At 71.0% G+C, this 20,156-nt stretch carries 19 protein-coding genes and 1 riboswitch; of the genes, 9 read left to right on the top strand and 10 right to left on the bottom strand.

Going from position 1 to position 20,156, the window contains the following annotated elements; translation table 11 throughout:
• Positions 1–215 precede the first annotated feature (215 nt).
• The 3 genes from ABZ840_RS04715 to ABZ840_RS04705 all read left to right on the top strand — a co-directional run bounded on the left by ABZ840_RS04715 (position 216) and on the right by ABZ840_RS04705 (position 4,058).
• Complete coding sequence (locus tag ABZ840_RS04715) at positions 216–851, top strand: HAD-IB family phosphatase (RefSeq protein WP_361553257.1); 636 nt, start codon at positions 216–218, stop codon at positions 849–851.
• 390 nt (positions 852–1,241) lie between these two features.
• A complete protein-coding gene (locus ABZ840_RS04710) occupies positions 1,242–2,717 on the top strand; it encodes a globin domain-containing protein (RefSeq protein WP_361553254.1) in 1,476 nt (491 codons plus the stop codon).
• A 591-nt stretch (positions 2,718–3,308) separates the two neighbouring features.
• Positions 3,309–4,058, top strand: coding sequence for a pyridoxamine 5'-phosphate oxidase family protein (locus tag ABZ840_RS04705; protein WP_361553914.1), 750 nt, complete (start codon positions 3,309–3,311; stop codon positions 4,056–4,058).
• Between the two features lie 199 nt (positions 4,059–4,257).
• Here the strand turns inward: ABZ840_RS04705 and ABZ840_RS04700 are convergent, their stop codons facing one another.
• The 5 genes from ABZ840_RS04700 to ABZ840_RS04680 all read right to left on the bottom strand — a co-directional run bounded on the left by ABZ840_RS04700 (position 4,258) and on the right by ABZ840_RS04680 (position 8,131).
• Positions 4,258–4,737 carry an NUDIX hydrolase gene (locus ABZ840_RS04700; protein WP_030615351.1) on the bottom strand — a complete coding sequence of 160 codons (480 nt, stop codon included), beginning with the start codon at positions 4,735–4,737 and terminating at the stop codon, positions 4,258–4,260.
• Positions 4,738–4,866: 129 nt separating this feature from the next.
• Positions 4,867–5,763, bottom strand: a complete 897-nt coding sequence (locus ABZ840_RS04695; protein WP_361553249.1) for a LysR family transcriptional regulator — start codon at positions 5,761–5,763, stop codon at positions 4,867–4,869.
• Positions 5,764–6,025: 262 nt separating this feature from the next.
• The gene (locus ABZ840_RS04690) at positions 6,026–7,153 is read right to left on the bottom strand and encodes a cystathionine gamma-lyase (protein WP_361553247.1); all 1,128 of its coding nucleotides are present in this window, start codon (positions 7,151–7,153) and stop codon (positions 6,026–6,028) included.
• Positions 7,150–7,698 (bottom strand): low molecular weight protein-tyrosine-phosphatase, encoded by a 549-nt coding sequence (locus ABZ840_RS04685; protein ID WP_361553244.1) that lies wholly within the window; start codon positions 7,696–7,698, stop codon positions 7,150–7,152. The genes ABZ840_RS04690 and ABZ840_RS04685 overlap by 4 nt, the downstream gene beginning before the upstream one ends.
• A gap of 55 nt (positions 7,699–7,753) precedes the next feature.
• Positions 7,754–8,131 (bottom strand): phage holin family protein, encoded by a 378-nt coding sequence (locus ABZ840_RS04680; RefSeq protein WP_361553240.1) that lies wholly within the window; start codon positions 8,129–8,131, stop codon positions 7,754–7,756.
• A 49-nt stretch (positions 8,132–8,180) separates the two neighbouring features.
• On the opposite strand from ABZ840_RS04680, the gene ABZ840_RS04675 reads away from it, so the two are divergent.
• From ABZ840_RS04675 to ABZ840_RS04660, 4 genes are all read left to right on the top strand, one after another.
• The gene (locus ABZ840_RS04675; RefSeq protein WP_361553237.1) at positions 8,181–8,498 is read left to right on the top strand and encodes a cupin domain-containing protein; all 318 of its coding nucleotides are present in this window, start codon (positions 8,181–8,183) and stop codon (positions 8,496–8,498) included.
• 189 nt (positions 8,499–8,687) lie between these two features.
• The gene (locus ABZ840_RS04670; RefSeq protein WP_361553234.1) at positions 8,688–8,909 is read left to right on the top strand and encodes a DUF5326 family protein; all 222 of its coding nucleotides are present in this window, start codon (positions 8,688–8,690) and stop codon (positions 8,907–8,909) included.
• A gap of 359 nt (positions 8,910–9,268) precedes the next feature.
• Positions 9,269–10,045 (top strand): IclR family transcriptional regulator C-terminal domain-containing protein, encoded by a 777-nt coding sequence (locus tag ABZ840_RS04665; protein WP_361553231.1) that lies wholly within the window; start codon positions 9,269–9,271, stop codon positions 10,043–10,045.
• 105 nt (positions 10,046–10,150) lie between these two features.
• Positions 10,151–10,576 carry an SsgA family sporulation/cell division regulator gene (locus ABZ840_RS04660; protein ID WP_346096119.1) on the top strand — a complete coding sequence of 142 codons (426 nt, stop codon included), beginning with the start codon at positions 10,151–10,153 and terminating at the stop codon, positions 10,574–10,576.
• A gap of 16 nt (positions 10,577–10,592) precedes the next feature.
• On the opposite strand, the gene ABZ840_RS04655 is transcribed toward ABZ840_RS04660, so the two are convergent.
• Positions 10,593–11,990, bottom strand: coding sequence for a YibE/F family protein (locus tag ABZ840_RS04655; protein WP_361553228.1), 1,398 nt, complete (start codon positions 11,988–11,990; stop codon positions 10,593–10,595).
• 70 nt (positions 11,991–12,060) lie between these two features.
• Positions 12,061–12,217, top strand: a riboswitch (TPP riboswitch).
• Here ABZ840_RS04655 and thiC point away from each other — a divergent pair.
• Entirely contained in the window at positions 12,212–13,993 is a 1,782-nt protein-coding gene (gene thiC / locus ABZ840_RS04650) for a phosphomethylpyrimidine synthase ThiC (RefSeq protein WP_361553225.1), read from the top strand. Its footprint overlaps the riboswitch before it by 6 nt.
• Positions 13,994–14,122: 129 nt before the next feature.
• Here thiC and ABZ840_RS04645 read toward each other — a convergent pair whose 3' ends face one another.
• The 3 genes from ABZ840_RS04645 to ABZ840_RS04635 form a co-directional block, all read right to left on the bottom strand.
• On the bottom strand, positions 14,123–15,214 hold the full coding sequence (locus ABZ840_RS04645) for a hypothetical protein (protein ID WP_361553222.1): 1,092 nt from the start codon (positions 15,212–15,214) through the stop codon (positions 14,123–14,125).
• A gap of 249 nt (positions 15,215–15,463) precedes the next feature.
• Positions 15,464–16,744, bottom strand: coding sequence for a metallophosphoesterase (locus ABZ840_RS04640; protein WP_361553219.1), 1,281 nt, complete (start codon positions 16,742–16,744; stop codon positions 15,464–15,466).
• Positions 16,745–16,993: 249 nt separating this feature from the next.
• The gene (locus tag ABZ840_RS04635) at positions 16,994–18,094 is read right to left on the bottom strand and encodes a LacI family DNA-binding transcriptional regulator (protein WP_361553216.1); all 1,101 of its coding nucleotides are present in this window, start codon (positions 18,092–18,094) and stop codon (positions 16,994–16,996) included.
• A 415-nt stretch (positions 18,095–18,509) separates the two neighbouring features.
• Here ABZ840_RS04635 and hisC point away from each other — a divergent pair, with 415 nt between their 5' ends.
• Entirely contained in the window at positions 18,510–19,589 is a 1,080-nt protein-coding gene (gene hisC / locus ABZ840_RS04630) for a histidinol-phosphate transaminase (protein WP_361553213.1), read from the top strand.
• Between the two features lie 85 nt (positions 19,590–19,674).
• On the opposite strand, the gene ABZ840_RS04625 is transcribed toward hisC, so the two are convergent.
• On the bottom strand, positions 19,675–20,043 hold the full coding sequence (locus ABZ840_RS04625) for a cyclophilin-like fold protein (RefSeq protein WP_361553210.1): 369 nt from the start codon (positions 20,041–20,043) through the stop codon (positions 19,675–19,677).
• Positions 20,044–20,156 lie beyond the last annotated feature (113 nt).

The raw sequence follows: 20,156 nt of genomic DNA, 5'->3' as shown, positions 1-20,156 counted from the left end.
TCCCGCCCACCGGCCGGCAGCGCGTCTGACGGCGGGAGTATCCGCCCGTACGCGCGGACGAGTACGCCGTACCCGACTCGGCCCGGCAGCCCGACCCGGCCCCGACAGCCCCAACCCGACTCGACAGCCTCAACCCGACCCAAACCGGCCCAACCGATTCAACCCGACCGACCCGGCCCGCCTGCCCAAGACGGCGACGGCCTACCCTCGCCCCCATGGCCAAGCTGCACCTTTTTGACCTGGACGGGACGCTGCTCTACCGATCGGCCGCCGCCGTGGAGATCGCCCGGCAGCTCGGGCTGGAGCGGGAGACCGGCGAGCTGGAGCGCGCGTTCGCGGCCGGCGAGCTGACGCCGCCGCGCTTCGCCCAGCTGGCCTGTGACCTGTGGACCGAGCTCACGCACGCCGATGTCGCGGCCGCGTTCGAGGCGGCGCCCTGGCTGGCCGGTATCCGTGAGGTGTGGGCGGACATCCGTGCACGCGGTGAGCGCTGCGCGGTGATCTCCCTGTCGCCGTCGTTCTTCGTGGAACGGCTGCTGGACTGGGGCGCGGACGCTGCGCACGGCTCGCAGTGGCCGGCGGTGCCGTTCCGGGAGCGGGTGGACCCGGCGGGCATCCTCTCCGCCGGGGCGAAGGTGCGGATCGCCGACGAGCTGTGCGCGTCGTTCGGGCTGAGCCGGGCCGACTGCGTGGCATACGGGGATTCCCGGTCCGACACGGAACTGTTCGCGGCCGTTCCGGCGTCCGTGGCGGTGAACGCCGACCACCACGTCAGCGATCTCGCGACCTTCGCGTACGGCGGCCGGGACCTCCGGGAGGCGTACGCGCTGACGCTCGGGAGCGCCGCATAGGGCATGGAGGGCCGCACCATCGGCCGCTTCACCGTACGCTCACCGGCGCTTCACCGGGGCGTCGGTGGAGTGCGGGGAAACGGGGCTTGTGGATTCGACCGCTGCCGGTATGGTCGAATCCGGATTCAGTGGACGGACACGTCGTGGGAGGCCCGACGGACGTCCGGAGCCCGCCAGACTACCGGCAACGGCCTTGCGGCCAACCGGACTTCGGGCTGTCCGCCAGGGTGTGCGGGTGCGGGCTGACATGCTGCGAAGGCGTGCGGAGACGGGAACTGCGTTGGATGTCACATCAGTCGGAGGTGCCCCGCTTTCTTGGGTATTGCCCGGCTAGCGGTTTCCGATCAAGATTGCGAAGACATTCCCCGACCGTTCGAGGCGAGGCAGACCATGGACGCTCCGACCACCGCGTCGGCCGGTAACGGCGCCGACGGTGACAGTGGCGCATGGAGTTGGTTCACCCCCTCTCCCGCCAAGTCACCGGAGAGGCCCCCGGAATCACCGCAGGGGCCCGAGGAATCCCCGGAGAGGCCCGCGGAATTCGCGGAAGGGCGTGATCCGGAGCCGCCGGCGACTCCGGCCGACAGCCCCGCCGCCGCGCACACGGGCGGCGGCCGCGGAACGGCCACGCTGCCGCCCCGCCGCACGGTCCCGCCGGCGGCCGGCCCCGCGCCCGAGTCCGCCCTGGAGGCGTCCCTCCGCACGCCGCATCCCGCCACGCCCGAGGCGTCCGCCGACGCGCTGCTCATCCGGCGCACGATGGCGGAGATCGAACCGGTGGCGGACCAGGTCACCTCGTACTTCTACGCACTGCTCTTCGTCCGGTACCCCGAGCTGCGGCAGCTCTTCCCGGTATCGATGGACGAGCAGCGCGACCGGCTCTTCAAGGCGCTGCTGACCGCCGCCCAGCGGGTCGACGACGACGCGTCGCTCACCGAGTTCCTGGCGCACCTCGGCCGTGGGCACCGCAAGTACGGCACGCAGCCCGAGCACTACCCGGCGGTCGGCGAGTGCCTGCTCGGCGCCCTGGCCCGGCACGCGACGTTCAGCTGGGACGACCAGGCCGAGGCCGCCTGGATCCGCGCGTACACCAAGATCTCGCAGACCATGATCGATGCCGCCGCCGAGGACGAGGCCACCGCGCCCGCCTGGTGGGACGCCGAGGTGGTCGCGCACGAGCTGCGCACCTCCGACATCGCGGTCGTGACCGTGCGTCCCGACCAGCCGTACCCGTTCCTCGCCGGGCAGTACACCAGCGTGGAGACGCCCTGGTGGCCACGGGTGTGGCGGCACTACTCCTTCGCGGCGGCGCCGCGCTCGGACGGGCTGCTCTCCTTCCACGTCAAGGCGGTACCGGCGGGCTGGGTCTCCGGCGCGCTGGTGCACCGGGCGCGGCCCGGCGACGTCATCCGGCTCGGTCCTCCGGGCGGTTCGATGACCGTCGACCACACCACCGACAACGGGCTGCTCTGCCTGGGCGGCGGCACGGGCATCGCCCCCATAAAGGCGCTGGTCGAGGATGTCGCCGAGCGCGGCCGCCGGCGTCCGATGGAGGTCTTCTACGGCGCGCGCAGCGACCACGACCTCTACGACATCGACACGATGCTGCGGCTGGAGCACGCCCACCCGTGGCTGTCCGTACGCCCGGTGATCTCCAGCGGGCCGACCGGCGGCACGCTGCGCAGCATCAGCGGTCAACTGCCGGACGCGGTACGGGAGTACGGGCCGTGGGGTGAGTACGACGCGTACGTGTCGGGGCCGCCCGGCATGATCCGCAACGGTGTGGACGCGCTGGTCGGCGTCGGGGTCCCGTCGGACCGCATCCGGCACGACGCACTGGACGAGCTTGTCGCTGCGGGGGAGTAGTTCTTGAGCACCGAAGACAGCAACCGCTGGGGGTACCCGGCGGAGTACGGCGGCTGGGATCCGGCTGTCGGCCACCCGGCCCGGCAGCCGGACGAGCGCCCGGGAGGCCATGCGGGCCACTACCCGGATGCCCATGCCGTTGACTACCCGGGCGGGCCCACCGGCGGCTACGCGGACGAAGTCCTTCTCCCATACCCGGGCGAGCCCGTCCCCCGGTACCCGGGCGAGCCAGTCCCCCGGTACCCGGACGAGCAGTCCGTCGGCCGGTATCTGGACGATCCGGTCGGCCGGTATCTGGAGGAGGGCCTGCCCGCCGGCCACCCTCCCGCCGGTCACCACCCCGACGGGCACCCTCCCGCCGGTCACCACCCCGACGGGCACCCTCCCGCCGGTCAGCACCCCGACGGGCAGCAGAATGCCTCCCCCGGCGATCCCCGGACGAGCGCCCGGGAGGCCACGCAGGCCACTCCCGGCGCTCGCCGGATCGAGGACCCGGCCCGGTACGCGCACGATGACCGCTACGCGCACGACGACAGGTACCCGCACGACGAGCGCCCCGGCAGCGACGGCGAGCACGTCGTGCAGCGGGAGATGGGGACGACCGGCCGCGCCGACCGCTTCTACCGCGACCAGGTGCTGGACCACCTCAACGCCCGCATGCAGGAGTTCGTCGGCCGCCAGGAGATGTTCTTCCTGGCCACCGCCGACCGGCACGGCGAGTGCGACTCGACCTTCCGGGCCGGACCGCCCGGCTTCGTCCGGGTGCTGGACGAGCGCACGCTGATCTACCCCGAGTACCGCGGCAACGGCGTCATGGCCTCCCTCGGCAACATCTCCGAGAACCCGCGGCTGGGCATCCTCTTCGTCGACTTCCTGCGTGACCGGATCGGCCTGCACGTCAACGGACGGGCATGGGTCGTCCCGGACGAGGAGATGCGGGTGCGCCACCCCGACCTGCCGGTCGACCCGGTGCCCGGGCGGCGCGCCCAGCTGTGGGTGGCGGTCGAGGTGGAGGAGGCGTACATCCACTGCGCCAAGCACATCCCGCACCTGCAGAAGGTGCCCCGGCAGGAGCGCGGTGAGCGTGACTGGGGGACGGACGACGTCAAACGCAAGGGCGGCGACTTCTTCGGCTCGGCGGCCGAGGCGGCGGACCGGGCGCCGTTCCGGCGGCGCGAGAACGCGCCTGTGCCCCAGTCCCCGTCGGCCCCCACGCCCCAGCCCGAGCCTGCCGGTGCCGCGTCCCGCTCGGCCTTCCAGGAGGAAGCCGAACGGGTCCTTGCGCTCGTGCAGCAGCGGGCAGCGGCCGACTCGCAGGAGTTCCGCGGCTGGTTCGGCTGATTCGGGTCTTCGGCCGACCGGTAAAGCCAGCGCAGCCGATCGCACGATGTTTCACGTGAAACACGCTGTTTCACGTGAAACGCGTGAAACAGCGAAAGCGTGCGATCACGGAGAACGCAGAGAACACGGCGGTTTCGCGGATTCTGCATGTATCGCGGTTACCGCACGTTTCGCGTGTTTCACGTGAAACATGCGGACCTCAGCCCAGATCGGGTGCGTGCAGCGCCCGGACGCCCTCGATGTTGCCGTCGAGGTAGTGGCGCAGCGAGAGCGGTACGACCTCGACGGACGCGATCCCGACGCGGGTGAACGGTACCCGCACGATCTCGTACTCGCCGCACGGCTCCTCCACCTCGGGGCCGTGCCGCCGGCTCAGATCCATGGAGTCGAGCCGGCAGACGAAGAAGTGCTGCACCTTCACGCCGTCCACGCCGCCGTCCGTGACGTGCTCGACCGTGTCGACGAATACCGGGACCACGTCCTTGACCTTGGCGCCCAGCTCCTCGTCCACCTCCCGGTGGAGGGCATCGATGACGGTGGCGTCCTCGGGCTCCACACCGCCGCCCGGCGTGATCCAGTACGGGGCCCGTCCCGGCTTGGTGCGCTTGATCAGGATGAGGTCGTCACCATCGAGCAGGATCGCGCGGGCGGTGCGTTTGACGACTGGCCGTACGGTCATAGGGGACAGATGCCGCTTTCGACGGCTGGTGAAACCCGCGACTTGCGGGACGCGTGACTTCCGGACCGCTCGCGCCGGAGCAGCGCAGAAGCCGCGCCGGTCGCTGTCGGAACGCGCTCCTCCGCCCTTTCACCACGCCGCCGCGGCCCGCAGCAGCCATTCATGGGCCCGGGCGATGTGCGGCAGGGCGAGCGTTCCGGTGCGGACGACGAGGAAGTACGTACGTAAGGGCGGCACCGGCGGGTCCAGCAGGGAGACGACCTCGCCGCGGTCCAGCGCCGGCGCGGCGAGGTAGCGGGGTACGACGGCGATTCCGGCGCCGGCCGCCGCGCAGGCCAGCACCGCGCGCAGGTCGCCGGCTATGACGGCGGCGGGGGCGGTCGGCCGGGCGTCGAAGACGGCGGACCAGTAGCGGGTGACCAGCGGCAGGGTCTCGTGGACCTCGACCACGGGGACGGGGTCGAGCGCCTTGGGGCCGCGGTCCTGGAGGGCGGCGGGGCCGCCGAGCCGGGCCGCCCAGCGGGGCGCGCCGACCAGGACGTGTTCCTCGTCGCAGAGCGGTGTCGCGGTGAGCAGGCCGCCGCGTGGCCGGGTGGTGGTCACGGCGAGGTCGTGGTGACCGGCGGCGAGCCCGTTGAGCAGCTCGTCGGCCGAGCCGAAGGAGGTGCGGACGGCGAGGCCGCGGTCGATGAGGGGAGCCAGGGCTGGGAGGGCGCGTTCGGCGGCGAATTCCGGGGGCCCGGCCAGGTGGAGTGTGCGGGTGACGGATTCCTCGTCGAGGCCGGCTTCGGTGATCTCGGTGAGTGCGTCGAGATGTGGGGCGATCTTGTGGGCGAGTTCGTCGCCGACGGTGGTGGGGGTGACCCCGCGCGGCCTGCGCAGGAAGAGCGGGCGGCCGAGCTGGCGCTCCAGGGACCGTATCTGGCTGGTCACCGCGGGCTGGGAGAGGCCGAGGAGGGCGGCGGCGCGAGTGAAGGAGCCGGCCCGGTGCACGGTGACAAAGGTGCGCAACAGCGCCAGATCCATCCATTCCCCCTTCGCCTGGGAGGCCTGCTCGCGGGCCAACTATAAATTTGTCGATAGGGCTGTGTCGCTAGCGTGATTGGACACTGACGCTGAGTCAACTAGCCTTGATTGTGCGGTTCGTTGCACATTGAACCGACGGCGGTCCGAGCCAAGAGGGGGGAGGCTCGGACCGTCTGCTGTGCGTACGGCGGGATCCGCCCGGCGTGGCTGCCCGGACATGCTGCCGGGCCCGGGCCGAGTACCCGTGCGCCGCCGGGGTCAATCAGCCCCGGGACGCCCGGTCCAGCGCCCGGAGCACGTCGGCGACCAGGTCGTCGTGGTCCTCGACGCCGACGGAGAAGCGGATGAAGCCGTCCGGTACGGCGTCGCCGCCCCAGCGCCTGCGGCGTTCCGCCGTGGACCGTACGCCGCCAAAGCTCGTCGCGTCGTCCACCAGGGTCAGTTCGGCCAGAAAGCGTTCCGCGTGTTCCTTGTCCGGCAGCACGAAGGAGACGACGCAGCCGAAGCGCCCGGGCCGCATCTGGGCCACGGCGCCCTTGTGCGAGGGGTCGGTGGGCAGGCCGGGGTGGCGCAGCCCGGTGACCTCGGGGCGATCGCGCAGCGCCTCGGCGAGCGCGAGCGCGCCCGCCGCCTGCCGTTCCACGCGCAGCGCGAGCGTGGCCAGCGAACGGTGCGCGAGCCAGGCCTCCATCGGCCCGGGGATCGCGCCGACGACCTTCCGCCACTGCCGCACCGCCTCGGCGAGGGGCTGGTCGCGCGTGGTGACGTAGCCCAGCAGGACATCGCCGTGGCCGGTCAGCGCCTTCGTACCGCTCGCGACGGAGAAGTCGGCGCCGAGGTCGAGCGGCCGCTGGCCGAGCGGCGTGGCGAGGGTGTTGTCGACGGCGACGAGGATGCCCCGGTCGTGCGCCGCCTCGGCGAGCCGGCGGATGTCGCAGACGTCCAGGCCGGGGTTGGACGGCGTCTCGATCCACAGCAGCTTGGCGCCCTCCAGGACGTCGAGCTGCGCGTCACCGGCGGTGGGGGCGGTACGTATCACCACGCCGTAGCTCTCCAGGCGCTCCCGCACGGCGGGCATGAGCTGGTAGCAGTCGTTCGGCAGCACGACGACGTCGCCGGTGCGGACCTGGGAGAAGAGGACGGCGGAGATCGCGGCCATGCCGGACGCGAAGACCGCGGTGTGGGCCGGCTCGCCGGGCGACTCCAGTTCGGTGATGGCCTCTTCGAGGAGGGTCCAGGTCGGGTTGGACTCGCGGCCGTAGGTGTACGGCCCGGTGGCGTCGCCCGGCAGGTGGTAGTGGGCCGCGAAGACCGGTCCGGGGAGGGTCGGCCGGTACGCCTCGGCCTCGGGGAGGCCGGCCCGTACGGCCCGGGTGCTGTCGCCTGTCATGCGCTCGTCTCCGCCTTCTCGTCGTGCGTGTCCCGCCCGGCCAGTGCCGCGCGGACCACCGTGAGCAGATCCTCGCTCGCGGCCTCCACCATGGCCAGGCAGTCCTCGAAGCCTGACATGCCGCCGTAGTACGGGTCGGGAACGTCCGGATCCAGGACGGACGTGGCGTACGCGGGGTCCGGGGCGGTACAGGCGCGCAGCAGCCGGACCTTGGCCGCGTCCGCCTCCGTGGGAGCCATGCCGCGCAGGTCGGCGAGGTGCCCGGAGTCCAGCGCGATGATCAGGTCCAGCCGCTCGAACCACTCCGGACGGAACTGCCGGGCGCTGTGGTCCGCCGCGTACCCGGCCTCCCGCAGGACGGCCAGGGTGCGCGGATCGGCGTCGTCGCCTTCGTGCCAGCCGCCGGTGCCGGCGCTGTCGACCACGACCCGGTCGTCGAGGCCCGCTTCTTCGATACGGGCCCGGAAGACCGCCTCGGCCATCGGGGAGCGGCATATGTTGCCGGTGCAGACGAAGCAGACGCGCAGGGGCGGGGAGGAGGTCACGAAGAGTCCAGAGGTGCGGAGGGGCGTGTGCTGCGGGGCGGGCGCGCGGCCCGAGTCAGTCCTCGTCGGGCAGGATCACGTGCAGCGCCCAGGAAACGATCGAGACGATGAAGCCGCCCAGGACCGCGGTCCAGAAGCCCTCGACGTGGAAGGCGAGGTCGAGCTTCCCGGCGAGCCAGGACGTCAGCAACAGCATCAAAGCGTTGATCACGAGCGTGATCAGGCCCAGGGTGAGGATGAAGAGCGGGAACGAGAGCAGCTTCACCACGGGCTTCACGATGACGTTGACCACGCCGAAGATCAGCGCCACCAGGATCAGCGTCCACACCTTGTTGCCGGTGCTGGCCCCGGTCAGCGTGATGTCGCTGAGCAGCCAGATGGCCACCGCGAGTGCCGCGGCGTTGGCGATCGTCTTGACCAGAAAATTTCTCATGGTGGGATCGTCGCAGACACGACGGAACGAGTGAGGGGTGCCGCGGGTGATGAAGGCGTTCAGGCTGGAGGAGCTGGAGGCGGAACGGGCCGCGAACGACGGCGCCTATCTGCAGTTCCTACGGGAACGCAATATGTCGGCCGGGCTGTACGCGCTGGACGCCGGCAGCAGTGATCCGCAGTCGCCGCATGCCCAGGACGAGGTCTACCTCGTGGTGAGCGGGCGCGCGTCGATCACGGTGGGGGTGGAGACGACGCAGGTCGCGCGGGGCAGCGTGGTGTACGTACCGGCGGGGGTGCCGCACAAGTTCCATCACATCACCGAGGACCTGCGGGTCATGGTGATCTTCTCGCCGCCGGAGGGCTGAGGCCGCGGGGGCCGCCTCCCCCTGCAAGCCGAGGCGCGCCCTCCGTATCCCGTAGGGGACGGTTCAGGGGACGGCCGGGGACTGCGAGCCCCCATGTGTCCGACGGCCGCCCTAGCATCGAGGGTGCAGGGGAGAGATCGGACAGGTGCCGGGCGGACCGGGCGACGACGAAGAAAGCGGGGCAGAGCAATGGCCGTGAAGGAGATATTCGCGGGACTTCCGTGGTGGGTGAAGTGGGTCGCGGTGCCCGTCATCCTGGTGGTCGTCTTCGGCGGGCTGATCGGCAGCGTGGTGGGTTTCCTCATCGGACTGCTCTTCAAGATCCTGCTGGCCGTGGCGCTGATCGCCGGAGTCGTCTACCTGGTGCGCCGGTTCACCGGTTCGTCCTCCTCGTCGCGCGGCGAGTGGTGAGTTCCGTACGCGGCGGTCGATGAGTGCCGCCGCGCCGAAAGGCCGGGCGTCCCGTTCCCTCTCCGGGGAACGGGACGCCTTTTCTCTGTCCCTGCGAACAGATGTCCGGGGCGCTCGCGTCGGGCGGGCTTCCGGATCGGTCAAGAAATGCGCCGCCTGAGGTAATTCGCAAGCTAATCGACCTGCCGTCCGCGGGCTCACGTTAGAGTGCGGACGCGGGGCATCTTCCGGATGCCGGCGTTACGGAATGTCCGGCTGTTGCCGGGCGGAACGTACGGGCTTCCGGGGAGCGCACGCGGCACGGGCGCGGGGCCCGGGCCCGGGGTCCCGGCTCCGGCGACCTGTCCTGGGGGTTGGTCTTGGTCATCGCGAACGACGCATCCACGACTCCCCCGACCCTGATCGGCTCCGTGCAGCGGGCGCTCCGGCTGCTGGAGGCGGTGGCCGCGCATCCACGCGGCGCCCCCGCCAAGCAGCTGGCCAGAGAGACCGGTTATCCCCTGCCGACCACGTACCACCTGCTGCGCACGCTGACCCACGAGGGCTATCTCCAGCGGGAGAACGGGGTGTTCGTCCTCGGGGAGGCAGCCGAGCTGATCAGCAGGGCCGGGGCCCGCCGCCGGCGGCACACCCGGATCTCCGACGCGCTCTCGGACATCGGCCGGGAAGTGGGCGCCGCGGTCTACTTCGCGGTGTACCGCGCGGGCGAGGTGGAGGTCGTGGCGGTGAGCGACGATCCCGACCGGCCGCCGGTGGACGAGTGGGCGGACTTCCGTACGACTGCTCACGCGCACGCGATAGGCCAGTGCCTGCTCGCCCAACTCGACGAGGAGGCGCGGAAAGACCACTTGGCGCGCTATCAAGTCCAGTCGCTCACGCCGCATTCCGTGCGCAGCGAAGATCATCTGCTGCACCGTTTGGATACGGTGCGTAAGTCCCAACTCGCCGTCGAACGGGAGGAATATGCCGTGGGCACCGTCTGTGCGGCAATTCCCATTCACGTCGGTTCGGCGGCGGCCACGGTGGCGATTTCCCTCCCCGCAGGTGAGGGCGATCGACTGCCGTCCGTAACCGAAAAGGTACAGAGGATGGCAGAGTCGACCCTTATGACGCTGGCCTTCTCTATCAGTATCTGAAAAATTACTCCTTGTGATCTGTCGGCAACTGGTCGACGATGGCGTCAATAGCGGTCGGCGGATCATTACCGGCCACTTCGATCAAGTAGTGCGGGGCAGTGGTTGATGAGCCAGACAGTTCAGGCAGAAGTGATGATGAGCTTCATCGTCTCCGAGGAGCTCGCCTTCCGGATCCCGGTGGAGTTGGATTTCGACAGCGCCGATCCCTACGCCGTGCGCTTCACGTTCGACCTCCCCGGCGACACCCCGGTCACCTGGGCGTTCAGCCGGGAACTCCTCCTGGACGGCCTGAGCCGGCCGGCCGGCGAGGGAGACATCCACGTGGCGCCGGTCTCGGGCGCGCACCTCAGCGACGTCTTCGTCAGCCTTCAGGTGGGTGCCGAGCAGGCGCTCTTCCGCGTCGGCGCGGCACCGATCGTCGCCTTCCTGGACCGTACGGACCGGCTGGTCCCGCTCGGCCAGGAGCAGGTCTGCGGCACGCTCGACGCGGAGCTGGACCGGATCCTCGCCAACGCCCGGCAAGCGGGCTGACCGCCGGTCCGGCCCGTCAGCGCTTGCGGCGGCGGCCCCGGCCGCCGCGCCTGCTGCCCGGCTGCCCGGGCCCCGGACCGGCTGCCCGGCCGGACTCCGTCCGCCGCCCGACCGCACCGGTGCGGTCCGCCGAGACCACCAGCACGGCCAGCAGCGTCGTCAGCGGTACGGACGCGACGAGCCCGATGCTGCCCACCAGCGTGCGGACGATCTCCTCGGCCACCACCTCGCTGGTGGCGACCGTACCGACACTGCTCCGCGCGATCGAGAAGAGCAGCAGAAGCGGCAGGGCCGCGCCCGCGTACGCCAGCACCAGCGTGTTCACCACCGACGCGATGTGGTCCCGGCCGATGCGCATCGCCGCGCCGTAGATCCGCCGCCGGCTCGCCGTCGGATCGGCGTCCCGCAGCTCCCACACGGCCGCCGTCTGGGTGACCGTCACATCGTCCAGCACGCCCAGTGAACCGATGATGATCCCCGCCAGCAGCAGACCGCGGATCTCGATGCCCGGGAAGAGGCTGTGCACGAGACCCGTCTGGTCGTCGGTGTTGCCCGTCAGCTGCGCCCAGCCGATGAAGACCGACCCCAGCAGGCCGATCAGCAGCAGCGACGCGAGCGTGCCGAGCACCGCGACCGACGTCCGGGCGGTCAGCCCGTGGCACAGATACAGCGCGATGAGCATGATCGCGCTGCCTCCGATCACCGCCACGAGCAGGGGATTCGACCCTTGCAGGATGGCGGGCAGGATGAACACCGTGAGCACCGCGAAGCTCGCCGCCAGCGCGACCAGCGCCAGGATTCCGCGGAGCCGGCCGACGACCACCACCGCCAGGGCGAACACCGCCGCCAGCACCCACATCGGGAACGAGCGGTCCACGTCGGTGACGGAGTACTGCAGGTTCCGCGGCGCCTTGGGTGCGTACGCCACCACGACGCCCTGGCCCTCGGTGTAGCGGCGTGAAGCGTCCGGCGTCACCACGGTCTTGAAGCGGTGTCCGGTGTCCTTGCCGCTGGTGACCTCGATGGTCGCCTGCTCGCAGCTCTGCGCCTGCTGCTGCTCACCGCCGGACGGGCCCGACGGCTGCTGTTGCTGTTGCATCTGTTGCTGCTGCTGGGCATTGACGTCCGCGCAGTTCACCTTCGTCAGGCGGACGACACGCGCGGTCTGGGTCTCCTGGTCGAAACCCACCCCGGACGGCTTGTGCGAGGGCGCGCCGCCGGGCCACAGCGCGATCAGCCCCACGCCCACTGCCAGGGCGAACGGGATCAGTACCGCGGCGATGACCTTGCGCAGGTGCCGGGACACGGGGGTCGCGGGGCCGTGGCTGTGTCCATGGCTGTGGCCGTGTCCTTGCGGGGTGCCGGACGCGGGGGAATGGCCGTGCGGCTGGTGCTCGGGCTCGTTGGAGGTCACCGCCCGATCATCCAACAACTCACCGGGCCCCCTGTTCACCACGCGGCATCGGCCGCTACCGTGGTGGCACCTTTGCAATCGCGGGAGCTCGGAGCACCGGGCTGAGAGGGCGCTGATCTCCGTCCCAGCGAGGTTTCACGTGAAACCTCAGCAGACGGAAACCGCTGCGTCGACCGCCGAACCTGTTACCGGGTAATGCCGGCGTAGGGAGTGGGTCTTCAATGACTCTGCAGGATGCACGCACGCCCGAAAACGGTGGCACCGACGAGTCTGCCGAGACGCAGCAGATCGGCTGGCACAAGGGCTACATCTCTGGTTCGCGCCCCGACCTGCGGGTGCCGGTCCGGAGGGTGCACCTCACCAATGGCGAGCACGTGACGCTTTACGACACGTCAGGCCCGTACACCGACCCCCAGATCGAAACCGACGTCCGCCGTGGCCTCGCGCCGCTGCGGGAGAATTGGATCATCGCCCGCGGCGACACCGAGGAGTACGCGGGCCGGCCGCTGCGTCCGGAGGACGACGGCCTCAAGCACACCTCGCCGCGCGGCGGCCTGAAGAACCTCGACGCGGTCTTCCCCGGCCGTCCCCGGCAGCCACGCCGGGCCCGCGAGGGCGCCGTCTCGCAGCTCGCGTACGCGCAGCGCGGCGAGATCACCGCGGAGATGGAGTACGTCGCGGTCCGTGAGAACTGCACGCCCGAGTTCGTACGGGACGAAATCGCGGCGGGTCGCGCGGTATTGCCGGCCAATGTCAACCACCCGGAGATCGAGCCGATGATCATCGGCAAGAACTTCCTGGTGAAGGTCAACGCCAACATCGGCAACTCCGCGGTGACCTCCTCCATCGAGGAGGAGGTGGAGAAGATGACCTGGGCGACCCGCTGGGGCGCCGACACGGTCATGGACCTCTCCACCGGACGCAACATCCACACCACCCGCGAGTGGGTGCTGCGCAACTCCCCCGTCCCGATCGGCACCGTCCCCCTCTACCAGGCGCTGGAGAAGGTCGACGGCAAAGCCGAGGACCTGACCTGGGAGATCTACAAGGACACCGTCATCGAGCAGGCCGAGCAGGGCGTCGACTACATGACGGTCCACGCCGGCGTGCTGCTGCGGTACGTACCGCTCACCGCCCGCCGTAAGACCGGCATCGTCTCCCGCGGCGGTTCGATCATGGCGGCCTGGTGCCTGGCGCACCACAAGGAGTCGTTCCTCTACGAGAACTTCGAAGAACTCTGCGACATCCTCGCGTCGTACGACGTCACGTTCTCCCTCGGAGACGGGCTGCGCCCCGGTTCCATCGCGGACGCCAACGACGAGGCGCAGTTCGCCGAGCTGAAGACGCTCGGTGAGCTGAACACGATCGCCAAGGCACACGGCGTGCAGACCATGATCGAGGGCCCGGGACACGTCCCGATGCACAAGATCAAGGAGAACATCGACCTCCAGCAGGAGATCTGCGAGGAGGCGCCGTTCTACACGCTCGGCCCGCTGACCACCGACATCGCGCCCGCGTACGACCACATCACCTCCGGTATCGGCGCCGCGATGATCGCCTGGTGGGGCACGGCGATGCTCTGCTACGTCACGCCCAAGGAGCACCTGGGCCTGCCCGACCGCGACGACGTGAAGACCGGTGTCATCACATACAAGATCGCGGCACACGCGGCCGACCTGGCGAAGGGCCACCCGGGCGCACAGGAGTGGGACGACGCCCTCTCCGACGCGCGCTTCGAGTTCCGCTGGGAGGACCAGTTCAACCTGGCCCTCGATCCGGACACCGCCCGCGCGTTCCACGACGAGACGCTCCCCGCGGAGCCGGCCAAGACCGCGCACTTCTGCTCCATGTGCGGCCCGAAGTTCTGCTCGATGAAGATCTCCCAGGACATCCGCCGCGAACACGGTGGTGACCTGGCGATCGACCCCGAAGCGGGCATGGCCGAGAAGTCCAAGGAGTTCGCGGCAGCGGGCAACCGGGTGTATCTGCCGATCGCGGAGTGACCTGAGCGCGGCCACCGCGCACCGCCCGTCCGCCGAGGGGCCCTGGCACGAGCCGGGGCCCCTCGGCGCTGTCCTGCCACAGCCGCCGGGCGGCGCGGCAGCACCCGTGCCGGCGGAGCCCGCCGCGGCTCACTCCGGCTGGTGGTCCGGGCCGCCGTAGTCCGGGCTCGTGAAGTCGGGGCTGGTGAAGCGGGGGCGGACGGCGGCGCGGTGATCGTCCTCCGGGCCGGAGAAGCGCGGATGGGTGTAGCCGAGCGGCGGCATGCGTCCGACGTCCGAGGTGCGGTGGACGACGAAGCGGCCGGCGGCTTCGGGCGCCGCGGGCGACGAGGGCGCGGGCGGATTTCTGTCGGTGTCGCCGTCGGCGGGCTCGCCGGCCGGCGGGCCGGGGGCGGCCGGGCCACCGGGACCGGACGTCGGGGCCGTACCGGGCGCACGGTCGGCAGCGCCGGCCGGGGCGGCCGGCGTGCCCGGTCGCGGCGGGCTCGCGGGCTTCTCCGCGGAGGAGCCGGGGTGCGGGCCCGGTGGCGCTTCCGGTGCCGTCAGGGCCTCCAGCAGGAACGGGCGCAGGCCGCGTTCGAGGAGGGCCTCGCGCCACTTCTCCCGGGCCCGGTCGACCTCCTGGGCGAGCTCGCTCGGGCGGGAGGCGCGCAGGGACGTGGAGCCGTTCCGGAGCGCGGTGACGAGCAGGCCCCCCATCGCGATGAGGATCGTCGCCGCGGTCAGACCGGCGAACGCCCAGCCGACGCTGATCAGCGGCTGCGCCAGGGCCTCGTCGGGGCTGACGGTGTGCAGGGCGTAGCCGATGAGGAGGAAGAGGACCGCGGCGATGCCCGCCAGGACGGGCGCGAGGACCGTGACCATCGCGGCCAGCCCGGCGCCCGTGGTTTCGGCGACCTCGCCCATCGCGGCGAGGTTGACGCCGGCGCCGCCCGCGCCGTTCCCACCGCCCTCGCCCGCTTCGGTACCGGCCGTGGCCGGGCGCGCGGACGCGGGCGAGCGCAACTCCGCGCGCAGCGAGACGTAATGCTGGTATTCGGCCGTCGCGCACGCGGCGATGGCGGTCGTGGCGCTGAGCGCCATGGTGCGCAGCTGCTCAGTGTTGAGGCGCATGCCTGTCGCGGCGAGATCCGGGCGGTCGGCCGCGGCGCGCAGAGCCTCGTCGAGGGCCCGCCGGAATTCCTCGCGGTCCTCGTTCAGCAGGTGCGGAGCGCTGTTCATGTGCATCCCCCGATGCTCCGTAGGGCCGTACGGGCCGGTATGAACCGGGCAGTTGGCGGGAAACGGAGGAGAGCCTGCTACGGATAGACCGATGGTAGAGCGCGCCCTGTCCGGCGTGACAGAGGATTTCGGAAATTCGCTCCGGCCGTGACAAGCCTTCCCCGGCCGCCCCCCGGCCCGTCTACTGTGCCCACGCTCAGCCCCCGCCCGGCCGGTTACCGGCCTGCGGTACCCATGCCCCGATACGGGTCAGGCAGTCAGGGGGAGCTGAACGACCAGCAGCTTTCCGGCCATCGTGACGCCGCCGTCCATGGCGACCGCGAGCCCGTCGGCGTACACGTGCGGCTCCTCGACCGCGACGCCCTCGCTCTCGCCGTCCTCGGTGCCGACCTCGCCGAGGAGGTACGGGATGGGGCTGTGCCCGTGGACGATGCGCTCGCCGCCGTACGTGCCGATCAGTTCGAGCACGGCCTGCGGGCCGGACTCGTCGCGGAACGCGAACCGCTTGGTCAGCTTGCGGAAGAGGTCCCAGACCTCGTTGGCGTCGCTGCGGGTGAGGACGTCGTGGACGGCGTCGTTGACCGCCTCGATGGAGTCGCCGTAGTCGAGGTACGCGGTGGTGTCGGAGTGCACCAGGAGGTGCCCGTCCTCCTGCGTCATGGCGTCCAGCCGGGCCATCCACTGCAGGTGGTGGTCCTGGAGACGGTCCATGTCGGTCTTCTGGCCGCCGTTGAGCAGCCAGGCGGCCTGGAAGGAGGCGGTGCCGGCGCCGGACTGCACGGGGGTGTCGCCGAACCGCTTGGCGCCGAGCAGCAGCAGCTCGTGGTTGCCCATGAGGGCCTTGCAGTAGCCGCCTGCCGCAGCGGCCTCGGCGGACAGCTGCATGACCAGGTCGATCACGCCGATGCCGTCCGGGCCGCGGTCGGTGAAGTCGCCGAGGAACCACAGCCGGGCGTTGCCGGCCGCCCAGTGGCCCTCGGTGTCGATCAGACCCTCGGCGAACAGCGCGGCACGCAGCTCGTCGTAGTAGCCGTGCACGTCACCGACGACGTACAGCGGGCCGCCCGCCTCGCCCTCGCCGACCTGCTGGAGGTGGAGGGCGGGGTGGTCGACCAGGGTGTCGGTGTACGTGACGGGGGTGCCGTCCGGGCCGACCACGGGGAGGTCGCGCTCGGTGGGGGTGTAGTCGGCGGGCAGCTGGTCCGGCGGCGGGGCCTGTGCGCCGGTGCCGTAGGTGAGGCGGGCGTACGGCCGCGCCCTGGTGCGTACGCGGACCTCGGGGTCGAGGCGCTCCTGAGATGCCGCCTGCCCGTCCTGGGGAGCCGGGACGGGCTGCGGCGGGAGGTATCCGTCCTGAGGGGCCTGGCGGGGGTGCGGCACGTACCCGTCGTGCGGGACGTACTGCTCCGGCGGCGCGTACCCGTCCTGCGGGGCGTACGCGTCCTGGGGGGCGTACGCCTCCTGCGCGGGGCCGTTCGGTGCGGCCCCGGGTGTTCCAGGAGGAACGGGCGCAGGAGGTTGTGCCGCCATGGTCCGCACCATGGGTCCCAGACCGGCCCCCTGAGTCATCGACCCCTCCACCGTCGCGCCGCCGTGCACCTCGCGGACCTTGCCTGGTCGACGGCGGTCCGTGGTGTCGTGCGCCCATCATAGGAACGCCGCTCGCGGCTTGTGACGCACCAGGGGGTGGTCAATCGTTCTGAGCCCGGCGTTCACTGCTGTTTTCTCCCGGCTTCGCCCTGTTTTTCCCCTCGCGGCCGTGGCCGTCCGGCGGAATGCTCAGTCGCCGGACGGGCCGCGCGGTGGGCTGACCGTCGTACGTGGGGACCTCCGTTGGGACGAGGTGCGCACGATCAGGTCGGTCGGTATCACCTGCTCGACGGGGCGCCCGTTGTCGAGCCCTTCGATGGCGTCGATGAGGAGTTGGACGACGGCGGTACCGATGCGCCGGGGTTTGAGGGAGAGGGTCGTGATGGGCGGTTCGGTGCTGGCGTAGACGGTGGATTCGCTGCAGCACACGAGCAGGAGGTCGTCCGGGACCCGGAGACCGTAGCGGCGCGCGGCGGCGAGGAGGTCGGTGCCGTTCGGGTCGAAGAGGCCGTAGACCGCGTCCGGGCGGTCCGGGCGGGCCAGCAGACGGTCGGCGGCGACGGCGCCCGCACACGGGTCGTGCGCGGGATAGGACTCGTAGACCGGGTCCTGGCCGACCCGCTCGCACCACTGGAGATAGGCGGTGGTGGACAGGCGGGTGTAGGTGTCGGTGGTGGTGCCCGTGAGAAGGCCGATGCGGCGGGCGCCGGCGTCGGCGAGGTGGTCGAGGAGGCCGAGGACGGCTGCTTCGTGGTCGTTGTCGACCCAGCCGGTGACGGGGAGGGTGCCGCCCGGACGCCCGTCGGAGACGACGGGGATGCCGTGCCGGACGAGCTCGGTGACGACCGGGTCGCCGTCGGCGGGGTCGATGACGACCGTGCCGTCCAGGGCGACGTTGGACCAGACGTCGTGACGGGAGGTCGCGGGCAGGATGACCAGGGCATAGCCACGGGCCAGTGCGGCGGAGGTGGCGGCGCGCGCCATCTCGGCGAAGTACGCGAACTCGGTGAAGGTGAAAGGTTCATCCCCGTACGTCGTGACGGTCAGGCCGATCAGCCCTGACTTGCCTGTACGGAGCGTGCGGGCGGCTGCGGAGGGGCGGTAGCCCAACCGGTCGGCCACCTCGCGGACGTGGCGACGGGTGGCGTCCGGAAGCCGGCCCTTGCCGTTGAGCGCGTCGGAGACAGTCGTGATGGAGACACCGGCTGCGGCGGCCACGTCCCGGATGCCTGCCCGCCCCAACCGGCGTCCGGTCGACCGGCTCACCTGGTGCTTCCCTGCTGCTGTCATGGCGAGCCGATAGTAGGGCTCGGAGGGGGCCATCGCGGGGCTTCCTTATGCGCAGTCGAAAGGCACGTTTCTGCATGCCGAAAGGCCGTCAATCTCCTTTGAATGGAAGGACGTTGGAGGTCAGAGCATGATTCTGCTCGCTGATCGATACCGTTGACCTGCACATTGCGTCAGGTATCGAAGAGGTCTCAAGTCACCTTCACGGGTGATGCGCGCCACGGCGTGAGCCACCGGCGCGTGACAGAGCGGGAGGCGCTCCGCAAAGGCCTTACGCCCTGAGCTGGGCATGTCGCGGGAATATGACGTGCGCATGCCCAGGAGAAGGGTCGAGGGCGGAAGCCCCTACGCCGCGCGGCTCAATCCTCATAAGGTGTGCAGTATTGGTGACGAGCGGGACGGTCGAGGAGGACCTGCGGTGAGCGAGAAGACCCCGAAGCTGCGTGCGGCGCTGGACGGCGTTCCCACCTACAAGCCCGGGAAGCCGGCCGCGGCGGACGGCCCGGTGGCGTACAAGCTGTCCTCCAACGAGAACCCCTACCCGCCGCTGCCGGGCGTCCTGGAGAGCGCGGTGGCCGCGGCCGGGTCCTTCAACCGGTACCCGGACATGGCCTGCACCGGCCTGACGGCGGAGCTGGCGGAGCGGTTCGGCGTGCCCGCCGAGCACCTGGCGACCGGCACCGGCTCGGTGGGCGTGGCCCAGCAGCTGATCCAGGCGACGGCCGGGCCGGGCGACGAGGTGATCTACGCCTGGCGCTCCTTCGAGGCGTACCCGATCATCACCCAGGTCTCCGGCGCCACGTCCGTGCAGGTCCCGCTGGACGAGAACGAGGTGCACGACCTCGACGCGATGCTCGCCGCGGTGACCGAGCGGACCCGGCTGATCTTCGTGTGCAACCCGAACAACCCCACCGGCACCGTGGTGCGCCGCGCGGAGCTGGAGCGCTTCCTCGACGCCGTGCCCTCGGACGTGCTGATCGTGCTGGACGAGGCGTACCGCGAGTTCATCCGTGACGCCGACGTGCCGGACGGCATCGACCTCTACCGGGACCGCCCGAACGTCTGCGTGCTGCGGACGTTCTCCAAGGCGTACGGGCTCGCCGGGCTGCGGGTCGGCTTCGCGATCGCGCACGAGCCGGTCGCGGCGGCGCTGCGCAAGACGGCGGTGCCGTTCGGCGTGAGCCAGCTCGCGCAGGAGGCGGCGGTGGCCTCGCTGCGGAGCGAGGAGGCGCTGCTGGAGCGGGTGGACGCGCTGGTGGCCGAGCGGACCCGGGTGGCCGGGGCGCTGGCCGAGCAGGGCTGGACCGTGCCCGAGTCGCAGGCGAACTTCGTGTGGCTGCGGCTGGGGGAGCGCACGGTGGACTTCGCGCGCGCCTGTGAGCAGGCGGGCGCCGTGATCCGGCCGTTCGCGGGCGAGGGCGTGCGGGTCTCGATCGGCGAGACCGCGGGCAACGACATCTTCCTGCAGGCGGCGGAGGCCTTCCGCAAGGAGCTGTGAGCCGCGGAAACGTGCGTGCGGCGGGTGGCCGTGGTCCTAGGGGCCGCGGCCACCCGCCTTTTTCGGTTCCGCGAGGGGCTGTGGCTCAGACGCGCTCGACCCGGATCGGGTCACCGTCGCGAACCGTGGCGAGCCGGCGCGGGTCGCCGTCGATGCTGCCGAGCAGGTTGCAGGGGGAGGCCAGGCGGCACTCGTCCCCGCGGGAGATGGGCGTCGGCCCGTACGGCAGGGCCAGGGCGTCGCCGTCGGTCCAGAACGCCACCGTGCCGGGGTCGACGACCTGCTGCGCGTCGGCCTCCCGGGCGGGCGAGACGGGGGTCGTGAAGTAGACCTCCTCGCCCCAGGTGTGGGCGGTGGAGCCGATCGGGAGCGCGTCTTCCAGGGCGGCGGCGGTCGGGGTGTCCGCCAGGGTGGCGGTCAGGTGTCCCGCGGGCCATGAGATGCGTATCTGCATGGCGCTGAATTCAACAATATGTTGAAGAAGAGCGGAAGGGGTGCCGACGGATTTCGGCGCGTACACGTTCACTAACGGCGTCTCCGGGCCGCTACGGTCAGGCCGTATCAGGG

Source organism: Streptomyces sp. NPDC047117 (assembly GCF_040643545.1).
Classification (GTDB): Bacteria; Actinomycetota; Actinomycetes; order Streptomycetales; family Streptomycetaceae; genus Streptomyces.
This window is presented reverse-complemented; position numbering and strand designations above follow the sequence as displayed.